This is a genomic window from Heminiphilus faecis (assembly GCF_008728965.1).
Lineage (GTDB): Bacteria > Bacteroidota > Bacteroidia > Bacteroidales > Muribaculaceae > Muribaculum > Muribaculum faecis.
Map to the genome: position 1 here is coordinate 119,308 of NZ_VSMC01000004.1, position 17,448 is coordinate 136,755.

Annotated in this window: 17 protein-coding genes and 1 tRNA gene; 9 read left to right on the forward strand and 9 right to left on the reverse strand. The window is 45.5% G+C overall.

What is annotated here, in order from left to right; translation table 11 throughout:
- Positions 1-52 precede the first annotated feature (52 nt).
- The 4 genes from FW767_RS03035 (at position 53) to FW767_RS03050 (ending at position 4,513) form a co-directional block, all read left to right on the forward strand.
- Positions 53-1,942 (forward strand): amidophosphoribosyltransferase, encoded by a 1,890-nt coding sequence (locus tag FW767_RS03035; protein WP_121699634.1) that lies wholly within the window; start codon positions 53-55, stop codon positions 1,940-1,942.
- A gap of 86 nt (positions 1,943-2,028) precedes the next feature.
- Positions 2,029-2,319: a TM2 domain-containing protein gene (locus FW767_RS03040; protein WP_121699635.1), complete on the forward strand. Its 291-nt coding sequence runs from the start codon at positions 2,029-2,031 to the stop codon at positions 2,317-2,319.
- Positions 2,320-2,403: 84 nt separating this feature from the next.
- Entirely contained in the window at positions 2,404-3,090 is a 687-nt protein-coding gene (locus FW767_RS03045; RefSeq protein WP_121699636.1) for a response regulator transcription factor, read from the forward strand.
- Positions 3,068-4,513 carry a sensor histidine kinase gene (locus FW767_RS03050; protein ID WP_121699637.1) on the forward strand — a complete coding sequence of 482 codons (1,446 nt, stop codon included), beginning with the start codon at positions 3,068-3,070 and terminating at the stop codon, positions 4,511-4,513. The genes FW767_RS03045 and FW767_RS03050 overlap by 23 nt, the downstream gene beginning before the upstream one ends.
- Before the next feature lie 2 nt (positions 4,514-4,515).
- On the opposite strand, the gene FW767_RS03055 is transcribed toward FW767_RS03050, so the two are convergent.
- On the reverse strand, positions 4,516-6,795 hold the full coding sequence (locus tag FW767_RS03055) for an inorganic phosphate transporter (protein WP_150980331.1): 2,280 nt from the start codon (positions 6,793-6,795) through the stop codon (positions 4,516-4,518).
- Between the two features lie 230 nt (positions 6,796-7,025).
- Here FW767_RS03055 and FW767_RS03060 point away from each other — a divergent pair, with 230 nt between their 5' ends.
- Positions 7,026-7,181 (forward strand): hypothetical protein, encoded by a 156-nt coding sequence (locus tag FW767_RS03060; protein ID WP_205523789.1) that lies wholly within the window; start codon positions 7,026-7,028, stop codon positions 7,179-7,181.
- Between the two features lie 99 nt (positions 7,182-7,280).
- Here FW767_RS03060 and FW767_RS03065 read toward each other — a convergent pair.
- Positions 7,281-7,352, reverse strand: a tRNA-Arg gene (locus tag FW767_RS03065).
- 78 nt (positions 7,353-7,430) lie between these two features.
- Between FW767_RS03065 and ung the strand changes: the two genes are divergently transcribed.
- From ung to FW767_RS03085, 4 genes are read left to right on the forward strand one after another with little or no spacing between them, the layout of a single operon-like run.
- Positions 7,431-8,105 (forward strand): uracil-DNA glycosylase, encoded by a 675-nt coding sequence (gene ung, locus FW767_RS03070; RefSeq protein ID WP_121699639.1) that lies wholly within the window; start codon positions 7,431-7,433, stop codon positions 8,103-8,105.
- On the forward strand, positions 8,102-8,521 hold the full coding sequence (locus FW767_RS03075; protein WP_121699640.1) for a C-GCAxxG-C-C family protein: 420 nt from the start codon (positions 8,102-8,104) through the stop codon (positions 8,519-8,521). Before ung ends, FW767_RS03075 begins: the two co-directional genes overlap by 4 nt.
- Positions 8,506-9,762 (forward strand): type IX secretion system plug protein, encoded by a 1,257-nt coding sequence (locus FW767_RS03080; protein ID WP_121699641.1) that lies wholly within the window; start codon positions 8,506-8,508, stop codon positions 9,760-9,762. Before FW767_RS03075 ends, FW767_RS03080 begins: the two co-directional genes overlap by 16 nt.
- 20 nt (positions 9,763-9,782) lie before the next feature.
- Complete coding sequence (locus FW767_RS03085) at positions 9,783-10,367, forward strand: DUF3109 family protein (RefSeq protein ID WP_121699661.1); 585 nt, start codon at positions 9,783-9,785, stop codon at positions 10,365-10,367.
- On the opposite strand, the gene FW767_RS03090 is transcribed toward FW767_RS03085, so the two are convergent.
- The 7 genes from FW767_RS03090 to FW767_RS03120 form a co-directional block, all read right to left on the reverse strand.
- Positions 10,364-11,659 (reverse strand): TolC family protein, encoded by a 1,296-nt coding sequence (locus FW767_RS03090; protein ID WP_121699642.1) that lies wholly within the window; start codon positions 11,657-11,659, stop codon positions 10,364-10,366. The two genes, FW767_RS03085 and FW767_RS03090, sit on opposite strands and share 4 nt — an antisense overlap.
- A 31-nt stretch (positions 11,660-11,690) precedes the next feature.
- On the reverse strand, positions 11,691-12,788 hold the full coding sequence (locus FW767_RS03095; protein ID WP_121699643.1) for an efflux RND transporter periplasmic adaptor subunit: 1,098 nt from the start codon (positions 12,786-12,788) through the stop codon (positions 11,691-11,693).
- A 24-nt stretch (positions 12,789-12,812) separates the two neighbouring features.
- The gene (locus FW767_RS03100) at positions 12,813-14,060 is read right to left on the reverse strand and encodes an ABC transporter permease (RefSeq protein ID WP_121699644.1); all 1,248 of its coding nucleotides are present in this window, start codon (positions 14,058-14,060) and stop codon (positions 12,813-12,815) included.
- A gap of 13 nt (positions 14,061-14,073) precedes the next feature.
- Complete coding sequence (locus tag FW767_RS03105) at positions 14,074-15,255, reverse strand: ABC transporter permease (protein WP_205523790.1); 1,182 nt, start codon at positions 15,253-15,255, stop codon at positions 14,074-14,076.
- 25 nt (positions 15,256-15,280) lie between these two features.
- The gene (locus FW767_RS03110) at positions 15,281-15,952 is read right to left on the reverse strand and encodes an ABC transporter ATP-binding protein (protein WP_121699646.1); all 672 of its coding nucleotides are present in this window, start codon (positions 15,950-15,952) and stop codon (positions 15,281-15,283) included.
- A 75-nt stretch (positions 15,953-16,027) separates the two neighbouring features.
- A complete protein-coding gene (locus FW767_RS03115) occupies positions 16,028-16,924 on the reverse strand; it encodes a hypothetical protein (RefSeq protein ID WP_121699647.1) in 897 nt (298 codons plus the stop codon).
- On the reverse strand, positions 16,921-17,307 hold the full coding sequence (locus FW767_RS03120; RefSeq protein ID WP_121699648.1) for a GntR family transcriptional regulator: 387 nt from the start codon (positions 17,305-17,307) through the stop codon (positions 16,921-16,923). The genes FW767_RS03115 and FW767_RS03120 overlap by 4 nt, the downstream gene beginning before the upstream one ends.
- Positions 17,308-17,448: the final 141 nt, after the last annotated feature.

A 17,448-nucleotide genomic window follows, 5' to 3' on the forward strand; every position in this document is an offset into this window, starting at 1 on the left:
GCCGTCATTGTCATAACGGGCACTGCGGCACGCGCCGTTTTTTATTTTTAAGATGGAACAGTTGAAACACGAGTGCGGTGTGGCCATGGTGCGCCTTTTGAAACCGCTGGAGTATTACAAACGAAAATACGGCACTTGTCTTTATGGCCTTAACAAGTTGTATCTGCTTATGGAGAAGCAGCACAATCGAGGACAAGAGGGTGCGGGAGTAGGGGTGATAAAGATGAATTCCAGTCCGGGACATGAATATGTGTTTCGCGAACGCGCTCTTGGTCCGAATGCCATACAGGACATATTTTCTACGATAAACAGGCAGATTGAACGTGATGCTATTGCCGACAAGCCCATTGAACTTATCGATGCTTGTACGCCTTTTATCGGAGAAGTATATATGGGACATTTGCGTTACTCTACTACCGGGCGCAGCGGAATAAATTATGTGCATCCGTTTCTTCGGCGAAACAACTGGTGTTCGCGTTCGCTCATGTTGTGTGGAAATTTTAACATGACCAATGTTGACGATATATTTCGGTCGGTGGTTGAGAAAGGACAGCATCCGCGCATCTATTCCGATACTGTTATAATACTTGAACAGCTCGGTTACGCACTGGATAAGGAGAACAGCAGGTTGTACCACAAATATACCGAGGAAGGACTTGACGGCATTGCACGCGCCGGAGCTATAGAAGATCACCTTGACCTTGTTCCTGTATTACAGTCGACCGCTCCGGGCTGGGACGGTGGCTATGTCATATGTGGAGCGGTTGGTTCAGGCGACATGTGGGCTCTTAGAGATCCACACGGCATAAGACCGGCTTTTTACTATTACGATGATGAGATTGTCGTTGTGGCGTCGGAGCGACCGGTAATACAGACGGTACTTAATGTGAGCCGCAGTGATGTCAGGGAACTTATGCCCGGAAGTGCCGTTATTGTAAGCAAAAGCGGCAATGTGTGGGTAGGTGACGTGCTCGGAGAGAAAGAGAACAGGCGATGCTCGTTTGAACGCATATATTTCTCAAGGGGCAGTGACGCTGACATATATAAGGAGCGTAAGGCTCTCGGACGCAACCTTGTAGACAAGATACTATGTGTTGTTGACTATGATTTGAAGCATGCGGTGTTTTCATTTATTCCCAATACGGCCGAAGTTGCTTTTATCGGAATGATAGAGGGGCTCGAAAAGTATCTTGACGTATCAAAAGCCACGCATATTGAGGAGCTGTCGGTAGAGGGGGCTTTGACCCATGATGTCCTTATGGAGATCATGAGCCGTAAATTGCGCATAGAAAAAGTTGCTATTAAAGATATCAAGCTACGCACATTTATAGCCGAGGGCGAATCGCGTAACGATCTTGCCGCGCATGTTTATGATGTGACTTACGGTATTGTCGAAAATGGCCGTGATACTCTTGTGGTTATAGATGATTCGATTGTCAGGGGTACTACACTGCGGCAGTCTATCATACGTATGCTTGACCGTCTGCATCCTAAGAAGATAGTTGTCGTCAGCTCTTCACCGCAGGTGCGTTATCCTGATTATTATGGTATCGACATGTCTCGAATGGGTGAGTTCTGTGCATTTAGAGCGGCGGTGTCGTTGCTGAAAAAGCGAGGCATGGAACATGTGCTTGAACAGGTATATGAAGATTGTCTGATGATGGAAAAAATGCCTGATGATGAACTGCGTAATTGCGTCAAGGCTATATACGCTCCGTTTACCGATGAAGAGATATCAGAAGAGATAGCGCGTATGCTTACTCCGGTAGACACACAGGCCGATGTCTGCATAATATATCAATCGCTCGAAGGACTTAGCAAAGCTGTACCGGATTGTCCGGGAGACTGGTATTTTTCCGGCGATTATCCTACACCCGGCGGCACCCGGCTTGTTAATCGGGCGTTTGTCAATTATTATGAAGGTAACATGGATAAACGATAAAAGTTTTTAATGAATTTATTACATGTTATTGAATTATATTTATTATTTTCGCACAGATTTAATAACCAATCAAAAATCATTATAAAATGAACGAAACAAACAATTGTCCGCAGTCTGACAACGTGTTTACTGCAGGACCCTCCGGCAAAAGCCGTGGTGTAGCCGCTTTGCTCGCTATTTTTATCGGTTCACTTGGCATACAGTACTTTTATCTCGGAAAGAATACTGCCGGTATTATCGCTATAATTGTAAGTCTTGTGACTTGTGGCCTTTTCGGAATTATATGGCTGATACAGGGTATACTTATGTTCACAATGTCGCAGGCCGATTTTGAGCGTAAATACGTATACAGCACATCATCTTTCCCGTTGTTCTGATAGACTGTTCGATTAATTCGATTCATAGGTCCCGGCCCTGTACTTCTCGGTCGGGATTTTTTGTAACAGACCATGTCGGCTTGTATGAATAAAAAACGTATTTTAGTCGTTGAAGACGAAGAAACCCTTTGCGAAGTCCTGCGCTTTAATCTCGAAGAGGAGGGCTATGAGGTGGATGTGGCTTGTAGTGCGGAAGAGGCGCTTGCTATGGAGCTTGAGAGCTACTCGCTTGTATTGCTTGACATAATGATGGGAGAACTTAGCGGAACGGGGCTTGCGCGTATTATGAAGTCAAAGCCTTCCACTGCTGAAGTGCCGATTATATTTTGTACAGCCAAGGACTCGGAAGATGACGTGATAAAAGGTCTTGAACTCGGTGCTGACGATTATATAACCAAGCCTTACTCCATACGCACATTGCTTGCTCGTGTGGCGGCTGTTCTGCGTCGTAGCAGTAAGACCGACAAGGCACCAAGTGCCGATATGCTTTGTTATAAGACTTTGGCGTTGGATATCGGACGTAAAAAGTGCATGGTGGATGGCTGTGAGGTCAAGCTCCCTCGCAAGGAGTTTGAGATATTGGCCACACTTTTGAGCCGACAGGGACGTGTTTTTTCACGTGAGGAACTTATACGCAAGATATGGCCCGAAGAGGTCGTTGTACTTGACCGTGTTGTTGATGTGAATATAACACGTCTGCGCCAGAAATTGGGAGTATATGGCAAGAATATAGTTACACGTTCTGGATATGGTTATGGCTTCATGGAATAAACTTAACTATTCGCAGCGGCTTTTTTTATGGCTACTTGGTTATTCGTTACTGCTTGTAGGCTGCTTTATAGTGTTTCAATACAACAGAGAGAAGGCCTTTAAAGCCGAAGAATTGAATGCACGCTTGCAGTTGGTAAATGCCCGACTGCTTGATGAATTATCATGTAAAGGGGGCAATGTGGACTCTCTGCGTTATGAAGAATTTCCGTTTGATTACCTTCGGGTAAGTATTATTGATTTTAACGGAAATGTAGTCTTTGATAATACTCTTGACACACTTCCACGTTACAGCCATCTTAACCGTGAGGAGATAGCTGAAGCGTTGAATGACGGAACTGGTTATACGTTGCGCCGCCATAGCGAAAGCTCCGATAACTATTATTTTTATTCGGCACGTAAAGGCAACGGAGTTATAGTACGTTCGGCAATACCATATTCGGTATCGTTGCATGAACTGCTTAGCGCCGACTATGGATTTCTTTGGTTCATGGCTTTTGTAACACTGCTGATGTGTACCATAGGATATGTGGTAACCCGCAAACTTGGTCATAATATACAGCGGCTCAGTCGTTTCGCGGAAAAAGCGGAGCGTGGCGACCGCATATATGATACCGAACCTTTTCCTCATGATGAACTCGGTGACATATCCAATCATATAGTCCGGCTTTATGCACGCCTGCAGAAAGCTATGGCTGATATAGCACGTGAGCATAAGGCGGCGATATATGAAGAGCGCGAGAAGATACGTATAAAGAAGCAGCTTACCAACAATATAAATCATGAACTCAAAACTCCTGTGGCTTCCATTGTGGTGTGCCTCGAAACTATAATATCACGTCCTGATATGTCGTGTGGCAAGCGCGATGAGTTTATTTCACGGTGTTACAGCAACGCATTGCGGCTTCGTAAGCTGCTCGACGATGTATCCATTGTTACCCGTATGGACGATGGCGGAGCTACTGTCCTTAAAGAGAATATAGACCTGTGTGCCGTTATAAGTGAGACGTTGCGTGATTTTGAGATCCGAGCTGCCGATGCAGGTGTGCACATAAACATTCATCGGCCTGAAACGGTCATGATGACCGGCAATGCAGGACTGCTCTTGTCTGTATTCCATAACCTGCTTGACAACGCATTTGCTTACTCGGGTTGTTCGACGGTTGACATAAATGTCGATAACAGTGATGAAGATTATGTCACAGTGTCGTTTAGTGATGATGGTTGCGGTATACCGCAGGAGCATATTCCTCACATATTTGAACGCTTTTATCGTGTGGATAAAGGCCGGTCCCGTAAAGCGGGAGGAACCGGCCTCGGTCTTGCCATTGTCAAAAATGCCGTGGCAATGCACGGTGGCATTGTTTCAGTTGAAAATCGTATACCTGACGGACTGGAATTCGTTTTTACTCTTCGTAAATCATGAGGCTACGCATTATGTACGCGCCGCCTTTTTGTACGATAGCCCGTGTTTAGTAACTTGGCATAGGCCCGCAGATATTTTCGTAAGCCCGATACGAGTTCCTGAGTTTCCTGAAGCATATTGAGATATACATACATGACGGTCATTGACGACGTATCGCCATCATGGAGGTGGTCATATAGACGGTGGTATATCTCGGCTATCTGATCTTTTATATCATCGCAGCGGCTACGCAATATCGGCACCATATCGGTGTCTGATATATCAAGGGTTGATGTCGTATCGTTGAATAGCTCTGTTGTCTGCGCTACAATTGACTCATAGTCTTTGGCATATTGTGCCGGCAGTGGTAGGAAGTTGTTCTCTACATGCTCTTTACACATCTCGTTGATACGGCGCAGGTTATACAGCATTGACATACAGCAGTTGTTGGACAGATGAAACCATGCGTTTTTTTCGAGAGCTTTTTCTTTTGAAAGCTTGCGCAGGCATAAGGTCTCTTTTCTACGTATACTTTTCAGTATATCCTTTTCTTTTTCAAGACTGCGGTCATATCGAGACAGCACACCAGTATTCTCTTTTATAAAGGCCTCGGTTATCGATGTATAGCTTTTTGATACATATATCATGAACTGCTTCTGCTGATCGACAACATATGTTTTGAATAAATCCCATATATCCGTATCCTCCGGCGTATTCAATATGGTCTGAAAGAGGATGTCTTCTTTTTCTTCCGCTTTTTTCTTGCGAAAACGTCGGTTGCTGCGTATTAATATTGCTATGGCTGCGGCTGCTATGACTATTATAGCCCAGTGTCCGCCCAAGTGCATCAGAAACACAAGGATGCCGGCTCCTATGAATGCGGCTCCGGCCGTAATAAACCATCCGCCTATAACCGAAATGACACCGGTTATACGAAATACCGCACTTTCTCGACTCCAAGCTCTGTCGGAAAGCGACGTACCCATTGCCACCATAAAAGTCACGAATGTGGTTGATAATGGTAATTTCAATGATGTACCGAGGGCTATGAGCATTCCTGCGAGCATAAGGTTTACCGATGCTCTTATGAGGTCAAACGCGGCTCCTTGCTCCGTAATAGACTCATCGCTGTCAAAACGTCGATTAAGCCATAACCTGATCTTAAGCGGTGTAACTCTTTTTACCCAGTTGATAAGTGTCAGCGACCACTTTACCAGACGTCGTGCTATACGTGACGAGCCAAACATCTCTTCTCCCGTACCGCGGCTGCTAAGCCCTATTTCCGTTTTTGATACATTGCGGGCTTTTTTTGATGTGGCAAGTGATACGACCATTATTAGACCGGCGCCGATAAGAAAATATATGGGGGTGTTGGCAGGAAGATTCAGCGACCCCATCATGAATGTTTTTGGATCTCCGGCGCCATTGGCTACATAATCCTGATAGGAAGAAAGGCCACTCAACGGCACTCCTATAAAGTTTACCAAGTCATTTCCTGAAAATGCCATTGCCAGAGAGAATGTACCCATCAGCACTATGACTTTAAGAACATTTACCTTCAACGCGTGCAGCAATTGCATAAGCAGGGTGAAAAATACCAGACACGACGTCAGTATGAGCGGAGTATTGTCGTTTATCCAGCCTTTAAGTTCAGGGGTCATAAACGATAGATCCTTGATGCCTTTTATAAGCATAAAATAGATGAGTGCGGTTGATGCCACACCGCCGAATATGCCTATTTTCCATTTTAGGCCTTTACGGTAGTTGAACGAAAAGATTATGCGGGATATAAACTGTACTATCGTTCCGAAAATAAAAGCTATGGCTACCGACAAAAATATACCCAGTATTACAGACAGAGCTTTTTCCGTATTCAGAAGGTCGCTAAGACCGAGTCCTGTGGTGTCGCCGGCCATTTTAAGCAACGCCACTACGAATGTGGCACCCAGAAGTTCAAAGACCATCGACACAGTGGTCGATGTAGGCATACCTAATGTATTGAACACATCAAGCAGTATTATGTCTGTTACAATTACGGCCATGAATATGCACAGAAGGTCGTAAAACGAAAAGTGCTCAGGCCGGAAAATACCGTGTCGGGCTATATCCATCATGCCGTTGCTCATGGCTGCACCAATGAAAATACCTATTGAAGCTATTATGATTATGTGCTTCAACGGAGCGGCTTTGGACCCCATGGCGGAATTCAAGAAGTTCACGGCGTCATTGCTTACTCCCACAGAGAGGTCAAATACCGCCAATAAAAACAGAAATACAATCAGACACAGAAACAAAATCTCCATAATTTTCTTTTTTTGTGCAAAGAAATGCCTATTTTGTTTCAAAAACATTTCAAAAATCTTAACCTTTAATTAATAACCGACTATTTATAAAGTGTGGCCGTAAGCAATGTGATATGCACACAGTAGTTTGTCACATTCAAAATGTTTAAATATCCCACCGATTTAAATTGGGTCAGCGGATTTTCCCGGTGGGTGGTAAGATGTCAAGAGTATAGTGCTATCTTTGCAAAATGAAATCAGACCAACTGCTCAGAGCAATCCTACCCGAAGTCCTTATAGACAACTTCGACATTGAACGATTTGAAAAAAGCGATACGCGCTTTGACATATGGGGCTTGCTGAGAAGAAAGAGCAACTTCGCGAAGACAAGTACAATAAAAACATAATCTCTTACGGATTCGGGGTAGTCCTCAATTCTACTATTCTGAAAATAATAAATAAAAATTGCAATCAGCTTATTGTAAGCTGATTGCAATTGTCGGAAGTATTCCCGTGGGGAGTCGAACCCCAATCGATGGAACCGGAATCCATTATTCTATCCATTGAACTACGGGAACAGATTCTCTTGTTTTCGTGTGCAAAAGTACAAAAGTTTTTGTAGTTTTGCAAATGAAGAATAAACAGAATCACGCCTGATGAATGTTAGAATAGACCCTACTTGGAAGTCGGAACTTGACCAAGAATGGAAGAAGCCTTATTTTGAAGAACTTACAGAATATGTGAGAGGGGAGTACCGCAATCCTGCCGTTACAGTATATCCTCCTGCCGCAAAAATATTTGCGGCATTTGACGAATGCCCGTTCGATAAGGTAAAAGTTGTAATCTTAGGTCAAGATCCTTATCACGGACCCGGACAGGCCAACGGCCTTTGTTTTTCCGTAGGCCCCGGAGTGCAATTACCGCCGTCGTTAGTTAATATATTTAAGGAGGTGCAGGATGATTTCGCACTGCCGGAGGCTCCGACCGACGGCGACTTGTCAAGATGGGCACGTCAGGGTGTGCTGCTGCTTAACTCTACACTCACAGTTGAAGCACATAGGCCTACTTCACATCAGGGTCGCGGATGGGAAACTTTTACCGATGAAGTTATTATGCGGCTTAACAATGACCGTGACAACCTCGTGTTTATACTTTGGGGATCATATGCGATAAAAAAAGGGGCATTTATTGATCGAAACCGTCATTGTGTTATAACATCGCCGCATCCGTCACCATTGTCGGCTTATCGGGGATTTTTCGGCTCACGCCCTTTCAGCAAAGCAAACGATTATCTTATACAACACAATCAGACACCAATTGACTGGAAATGAACGACTCTATAACACTTGACGACCGGTTAGAGACAGCTCGTGCTCTGCGTAAACAGGGCTACAACTGCTCTCAATGTGTATTTATGGCTTTCAATGACGTACACGGACTTTCATCTGACGATGCTTTTCGTATTATAGGTGGTCTTGGCGGAGGAGTGGGAGGCCAACATCATGTATGCGGTACTGTATCGGCTATGTCAACTGTTCTGAGCAGTATATATTATGATACTCCCGGGAAAAAGATTGCTGCGTATGGCGCGATAAAAGACTGTTGCGGCCGGTTCGGTGATATTAACGGTTCGATAATATGTGCTGAATTGCTTGCCGATACTCCACGCCGCAAACCTTGTATGGCTTATATTGAGGATTCTATAACGATATTGCACAAGCATCTGACGGAATGTGGCGGTTGCTGACACTGGCATTGTTGTATGTCATGCCGGCGGTAACCGCATGGGCCGATGATACGAGAACCGGCATATTCGACAGCCGATTTCGCACGTTGCAGGTAAGGCTTGCAGGTCGCGACATGTTGCCTGCCATAATTACTTTAGGAGGCAACGATACTATTGTGATCAGTTTTGATGAGTTGGCCGAAGACAGGAGTTATTTACGTTATTCTCTTACTCATTGCGATGCTTCATGGCATCCATCCTCGTTGATTTACAGCGAGTATATTGACGGGTTCAATGACGTGGAGGTAACCGACTTCGAGTTCTCGGAATCGACGACAGTACATTATATACATTATCGGATAGTTATACCTGATGACGATATGCGCATCAAGCTGTCGGGCAACTATCTTTTAAAAGTGTACCATGAGGAAGATCCTGATAAGACGGTGCTGCAGGCTCGATTTTCTGTCAGCGAGAATCTTGCCGGCATAGCGGCTGAAGTCACATCAAGGACCGATATCGATATCAATGACCGTCACCAGCAGTTGAAGTTTACTGTCGATGTTGGGAAAGAAAATATCCGTGACGTTTATTCTGACCTTAAAATCGAAGTAAGCCAAAACGGACGCCTTGACAATGTGGTTATGCTGACTTCTCCACAACGTGTTTCCGGCGGCAAGGCATATTATGAACATATACGTCAGCTTATCTTTCCTTCAGGCAATGAGTACAGACGTTTTGAGACCTCGTCAGTCACTTATCCTAATATGAATGTGGCCGAAATATCATATTCAGAGCCGTATTATCATGCCGACTTATGCACCGATGTCACACGTGCCACAAAGCCATATGCTTATGATATGACGCAGCACGGACGCTATCGGATAAGGGAATACAATTCCTCGGAAAGTGATATTCAGGCTGATTATATACTTACTCACTTTTCTCTTGACAGTCAGCAAATGGCGGGATATGATATATATATTGACGGCGATCTCGGATACCGTCGTTTTTCTCCGGATACAAAAATGTATTACAATGAGGAACTGTCAAGATATGAGGCAACCATGCTTCTGAAGCAAGGGGCTTATAACTATTGTTATATAGCTGTGCCGACGGGTTCCGACAGGGGATTCACATCGGTTGTGGAGGGCGATTTTTATCAGACAGTTAACGAATATACAATAAAAGTATACTATCGTGCACCGGGTTCGCGTTACGACCGTCTGCTTGGTGTGACGACAATATTTTCCGGTAAATAATGGAAGAAAAAGAAGAAATCATGTTACAGATACAGGATAAACTCGTAAGTCTGGATCTTGCCGAACGGTATTTCTGCTGTGATCTTGACAAGTGTCTCGGCGAATGCTGTATAGAGGGCGATGCCGGTGCTCCCATCACGAAAGAGGAGTATGACACACTCAAAGAGATATTGCCCATCGTTTATGATGATCTTACACCTGCCGCCCGCAGGGAGATCGAGGAAAACGGAGTAGGGTATATAGATGAAGAGGGCGACCTCGTGACATCAATAGTTGACGGAAAGAATTGTGTGTTTACGTGTTATGGCGAAGGAGGTATGTGCTATTGCGCTATAGAGAAGGCATATCGCGAGGGACGCATTACTGATTTTCGTAAACCGGTTTCATGCTACCTTTATCCGGTAAGGATTACAAAATATCCGTCGTTTACGGCAGTTAATTATCATCGGTGGAAAATATGTAAGGCCGCCGAATTGCTGGGACGTAAAGAGGGCATACGTCTGTACCGGTTCTTAAAAGAACCACTCTCTGCCTGTTTCGGCAAAGAGTGGTACGATGAACTTGCACTCGCATGCGAGGCCTATCTCGAACAATACGGCGATTAATGAGGCTGACTGTAGAAAGTCAGTATACGGGTGCGCAGTATTAGTTCATAGTGTGCCTGTATGCGTTCGGCCGTTGTGCGCATGGCCTTTGCCTTAGCCTGCTCGTACTCTGTCGGTGTGGCACGGCCGATATTGTACTTTTCTTTCATGGCTTCGAAAGCTTTGTTTGCTGTATCTTCAGCGACAATACTTGCTTTCAGCTTCTTGTCGGCTCCATCTGCGCGATAGTAAGCCTGTTGTATCGACTTGAACAGGGTCTGCTCTGCTTGGTCATACTGTAACTGTGCATTAATCCGCTGCACCTTGGCACGTCTTACCGAGTTCCGGGTCGACAGCGCGTCAAATATAGGTATGTTGAGCGAAAAACCGAAATATGTGCTGTAGTTGTTTTTCATCTGATGCGCAAACCCTTCATTTTCGTATCCGGTAACTTTATAGTAGCTGCTGCCTATGCCGGCATTGAACGACAGAGTGGGCAGGTATCCACTTTTGGCGAGCGAGATGTTTTTGTCTGACGCTTCGATATTCATACGTGCCGCGCGCAACGAGTGGTTATATTGCAGAGCTGAAGCATAAGCATCGGCGGGCGATATGATCATGTCATTGTCGCCGTCAAGCGGTTCCACTTCGAAGCCGTCTATGTCGTCAAGTTCGAGCAGTTGGGTCAGGTCGACAATGGCAAGACGTATGTCGTTGGCAGTCTGCGATAGATTCAACTCGTCCTGAGCAAGCTGTGCTTTGGCCTCGAGCATATCCACTTCCGGTATTTTGCCTGCTTCGAGCAGCGCTTCCTGACGACTAAGCTCATATTGTGAAAGCTCCACTTGATTTTTGGCGACATCATTCAACTCCTGAGTGTATAGAACCTGAAGATAGGCAGCTATCACATTGAGCGTTATCTCTTCTTTAGCCGCCTCATATTGTTCCATTACGGTAGCCAGATTTGCCTTGGCCAGTTCTACCTGACGTGTAGTCGACATTCCGGAGAATAGAGGCAGACTCAACGAAGCTCCCCATTGAAAGTTTGATGTATTGCGGTCGGCATATGTGTTTTCAGCGGTAAGACCGCGGCCCAAGTTCCATGACTGTCCCGCACTGGCCGAGAGTGAGGGCAGATAACGTGACTTGGCGTCGGTAACCGACTGTCGTGACGACATGCGGTCGGCATCGCGCATTTTTACAGTTATATTATTTTCAACTGCGTAGTCTATGCAGCGTTCAAGGCTCCAACTGTCGGCCATGGCCGTCATGGTGAGCGATAGGAACACCGCAGTCAGTATATGGGATTTCATATTGTCAATACTCGTATTTTTGATATATTAATCAGTCTTTTATTTCATTACCGCGCAGACGTGCAGTTTTGTCTATGCCTGATTTGACCTCTATCTTTATGCCGTCTGAAAGGCCTGTGCTGATATTGCGGCGTTCAAACGTCTGTGCCGGTACGGAGTCGGTAAGACAGTATACAAAGGTGCTGTCGCCGACCCATTCGATAACGCTTTCAGGTATAGTGAGCACGTTTTTAGCACTATTGAGTTCTATAGCGGCGTTGGCACTGTAGCCTGCACGCAACTGCACCGAGTCAGGCACTTGGATGGCCGCTTTTATTTCAAATGTATTTGAGCCGTTCTCTTCAGTGCTTTTAGGCGCTATGTATTCAATGATTGCCGTAGGCGTTATATCGGGTAGCGCACCTATCGATACGGTTGTATTCATGCCCTGACTTAAAAGCCCGACCTCTGTCTCGTCAACTTTACCTTTGAATATAAGGTTATTCATGTCGGCTATTTTGGCAACGGTCGTTCCGTCGTTCATCGTATTGGCTTGTATGACAGAAGTACCTACTTTTACCGGAACTTCAAGTATAAGTCCGTCTATTGTGGCACGGACAAGCGTGTTGCTCTGCTGTGCGTTAAGGCTTGATATGCCGTCGCGCACAATCGAAAGTGCATCTACGGCCGCATCATATTCAGCCTGCGCCTTTTTGTATGTTGACTGTGACTGTTCATACTCTTCGCGGCTCACAAACTTCTTGCCGTAAAGTGACTTGGTTCTTTCATACTCGGTTCTGCTCTGGTCAAGCGATATGCGCGCCACCTCCACACGGTTCTGGGCCGATGACAGCTGCGACTCTTCAGGTATGACTTTGATTTTGGCTATGATGTCGCCCTCCTTCACCAAGTCGCCCGGTTCTACGTTGATTTCCGAAATTATACCGGATATCTGCGGCTTGATCTCTATTTCATCACGGGGCTCTATCTTTCCCGTAAGTACGGTACTGCGTGTTATGTCGCCCGTTTCGGGAGTTACGAGTTCATAAACGGTCTCTTTTGATTTTGAGTTGTAGAACAGGTAGACGAACGTGCCCACAAAAATCAGTGCTATCACCGTCCACATCAAGATTTTAAATACTTTTTTCATCGTGGTTATGTAAAATTTTATGGTTTATTTATCATTAAGAGCTTCAATCGGTTTTATACGCATGGCTTTGATGGCGGGAATGATACCGGCGGCCGTGCCGAGCGAAAGAAAGAGTATAAGTATGTATATGGCATTCATGAACGTAAGCTGGAAGCGGGCCATTTCTCCGGTTTCGTCAGCCGAGCCGTGGGCCACTGCCGAAAGTATGAGCACGGCAAAGCATATGCCGGCTGTCCCGGCTACAATAGTAAGCACCACGCTCTCCGAGAGTATCTGCATGATTATGTCACGGGGCTTTGCTCCGATGGCCCGTCGTATGCCTATCTCCTGAGTACGTTCTTTTACAATTATCCACATTATGTTGCCTACGCCGATTATACCGGCCATAAGAGAACCGAGTCCTACAAACAGCACAAGTATGTCGACACCGGTAAACATATTGTCGACCATCTCAAACTCTTTGGAAATATCCATAAATCTTATGGCCTGACTGTCATCGGGATGAATAGGGTGTGCGGCGCGCAGTATGCGTTCTATTTTGGGCTGTAGGTCGCTCGGCTTGACGCCCTGCTTGGCCGTAAACAGCATGAAGTCTATATTGTTGCCGAGATTATAGGCCCTGCGCATCATGGATATCGGCACAACTACCATATCATCAAGTCGGCCGTTGATATTAAGTTCCGATTTCTGTCCGGCTACGCCCACTACACGATAATATATATTGTCCATAGATATGAACTTCCCTATAGGATCGTCACCTTTGAAAAGTTCGTCGGCAATTCGTTTGCCTATTACACATACCTTGCGGTCATTGTATTCGTCGGCTTCATTTATAAAGCGTCCGCTATAGATTATTGGCTCGTTTATTTTCGGATATTCACTCGACACTCCTTGAATACGGCTCGATACCGTCTTGGACCCGAAAGCGGCATTGGTGCTGCGGGTGGCTATCGGTGTGAGTGCGTCGATACCTGATACTGATTTACGTATGTTGTTTACGTCAGACTGTGTGACTGTCCACCACATGCCCTTGCTGTAACCTCGATATGGCATGGTTATGGGGCTTGAGTGCACAAGCGCGGTATTGGTGGCGAAGCCTGAAAACTGTCGTCTCAGTAAATCCTGAAGACCTTGTGCTCCGCCCCACAGCATGGCAAGCATGGCTGTGCCCCAAAATATACCGAATGCCGTCAGGAAAGTACGCGTCTTGTTGCGTGAAAGGGTTGCGGTTATCTCTTTCCAGTTGTCAATGTCAAAAATAGGATTTTTCATCGATAATACTTTTTTATTCGGTACGTAATGCTTCCACAGGACGCACCTTAAGCGCCCTCATTGCGGGAAATATGCCTGCCAATGCGCCTGACACTATAAGTACACAAGTTACCTGCATGGCTAGTGACAGGTTTACCGTAGGGTCTTTGATGAAGTCGGAGCCGGCAAACACATGTGCGAGAATTTCCGTACCTACGGTGCCGAGAAGTATGCCTATATAACCGAAAATGGTTGTAAGCGACACACTCTCTACTATGACTTGAGCGAGTATGTTGCGCGGCTTAGCGCCGATGGCCCGTCGTACACCTATTTCATGAGTACGTTCACGCACTGACACGAACATGATGTTGCTTACACCCACTATGCCGGTTATCAAAGTCAGCAGACCTATGACCCACATGACTATGTTAAGTATGTTCATGACTTTCTGATTGGCAAGATAGCTTTCAAAGCGGTTCCATACCCATATGGCACTGTTGTCATCAGCGGCATGACTGTTGCTGCGACCGAGGGTGGCTCGTATGCTTTTTTCAAGCGTTTCGGCATCTTCTTCCGACTTTAGATTGCCGGTGACAACCCTTATCATGCCCAGATCGTCATTATAACCTGCCAGCGCGCGCGCAGTGGTGTAGGGGATGAATATGTCGGTTTTCCATTCATGATCGTATACACCTACAACATTAAAAGCCACTCCTCCTACATTCAGGCTTTTACCTACGGCTTTTGTAGGGTCGGCATAGAGCTGTTCGGCTGTCTTATAATCAAGGACTATCGATTTACGCTGTTCGGCGAGGTCTTTTTCGTTTATAAAACGTCCGTAGTCGATAACCAGCTGTTCGCGTGCTTCTGGGTATACGCCTGAATAGCTGCGCGACACATAGTCGCGCTCGGTCGACATAATAGTACTTTGTCCATCGACACTTGGTGCGGCCATTACTACTTTTCCGGGATTGTCGTGCTCTATCTCTTTTAGATTTCGCTCTTTGAGAGGTATCCACCGTCCCTCCTTCAGTCCTTTATAGGGCTTTGACGCTCTTCCGGGCCACAGCATTATTACATTTGACGTTTTGGCAAATTCGCTTGAAGAGAATGAGTTGGAAACTCCTTTGGCCATCCCTACAAGCATGATGAGCATGAATATACCCCAAGCTACAGCCATGCCGGTCAGTGCTGTACGGAGCTTGTTTGTGCTCATCGTCTGCCATATTTCATTTATAAGGTCAAGCATGGCTTTGTTGTGTTATTATGCCGTCGGATATACGTATTATACGGTTGGTCTGTGCTCCTACATTGGGGTCGTGAGTTACGATTACCGTAGTCATTCCTTCGTCATTCAGCTGACGGAATATTTTCATAACCTCTACCGAAGTCTTGCTGTCGAGGGCGCCCGTAGGCTCGTCGGCAAGTATTATCGCCGGCTTGGTGATGAGCGAGCGGGCTATGGCTACACGTTGTTTTTGACCGCCCGACAGCTCGCTCGGCAGGTGATGTGACCATTCGCGCAACCCCATGCGGTCAAGTTGTTCAAGGGCGAGTTTGTTACGCTTCCTGCGTGACACTCCCTGATAAAACAGAGGCAAAGCCACGTTTTCAAGCGCATCTTTATAATTTATAAGATTAAAAGACTGAAATACGAAGCCAATCAGCTTGTTGCGTAATTCGGCGGCACGGTTCTCACTGAGATTCCTTATCAAAGTACCGTCAAGCACATATTCGCCGGTGTCGTAGCTGTCCAGTATGCCCAATATGTTTAGCAGAGTGGACTTGCCTGATCCCGACGCGCCCATAATGGAGACGAGCTCACCTTTGGCTATGTCAAGGTTTATGCCCTTAAGCACATGCAGAGGCACAGCTCCGGGATAGGTTTTGTTGATGTCAGATAAATGTATCATTAATATTTACTTTTTCCTGTTTTAATTGTTAGACGTATCATCGCCGCCGCAGGTTGCACGGTCCATGAAATTATTTTAGGGATAACTGATTATTAAGTCCGAGATATAAGGCACTGTGTCGGGTACCGCTTCAAGTGCCGATGATCTAATAGAGCCTTTACGACTGAATACAATGTCTCTTGCAGTGAGTTCTGGCTTCCACTCGAAATCCTTTATTCCGGTGGTATTGAAATTCATGTAGGCATGCTTGTCCGTCTTGGGATAACTGTCAAGCCATACAAAGGTGTTTATGGAGTTACCTGAGCCGTTGACTGTAACATCTTCAGTACGGTCTGATTTCAGCACAACGTCATCAATCGTACAATCTGTGAATACGGTAGACAGTTGACTGTCGTACCGGCTTGTCATACGGAGCGAATCAAGGCGGCAATTGTAAAACAACACATTGCCTAACGTTATGTCAAGTACGTCAGCATTGATATGCTCTATGCATGTGACGGCCGATTGACTTGCTTCGACCGATGTTAGCATCGCTTTCGGAACATAAATTGTCATCGGACCGCCCTTGAATACCAGATTTCGTCGCTCGTCCTTCATTTTTTCCATAAGCGCTTCTATGCCGTGGAAGTCCATGTCTACAGTCAGTATGCCGGAGTCGGCCGATACGGTAATGTATTTATACCATTCGGGGTCGGCAGTGATGTACGGTGATGATATTTCATCGTTTTGAATTACGGTAAACGGATATGACAGTTCCACATAGATGCCCGGAATGTTGTCGATAATGTCGTCATTGTTGGTAAATACAATTTGTGAGAACTCTGGCAATTGCTTTTCTATCGGCTCTCCGTCAAGTAAAAGCAGGGCTGCTTCCCGACCGTTGTTGGCACACGTGATAACGGCTGTTGCCACTGCTACTGCGATAGCTCCCGCAGCGACTAATCCTATGAGTGATAATGATGTTTTCTTCATTGTTTTTCGGTTAAATACTGTGAGTTACAATAGTTCTGATACATCGACTTCAGTTCATCGGGGGCAATACCGAGCATTTTCAATTCTTTGAAAAAATCGATTATATCGTTGTTTAAAAATGCATCGCGGCGCATTTTGACAATGGCGTTGCGTGCGTCGGAGGCCACGAAAAAGCCTATGCCACGTCGGTTATATATGATGTCGCGTGTCGACAGATATTCATGTGACCTCATGACGGTATTGGCGTTTACCTCCACCGATGCGGCATATTCTCTTACCGATGGCATGCGGTCATCGGGATTGTAGACGCCGCTCATTATGTCATAGCATATGCGGTCGGCAATCTGCAGATATATCGGTCGGGTGTTTTCTTTAAATATCATTGTATACTTTATAGTTTAGTAGATGACAAAAATTAAATTTATGCTGTTAAACACTTAATTTTCAGTCGATTAAATTTGCAAAAGTCCCTGAAAATTAGTAATTTAAAGGAAAAGTTTGGACGCTTTTTCTCATGAAAACTA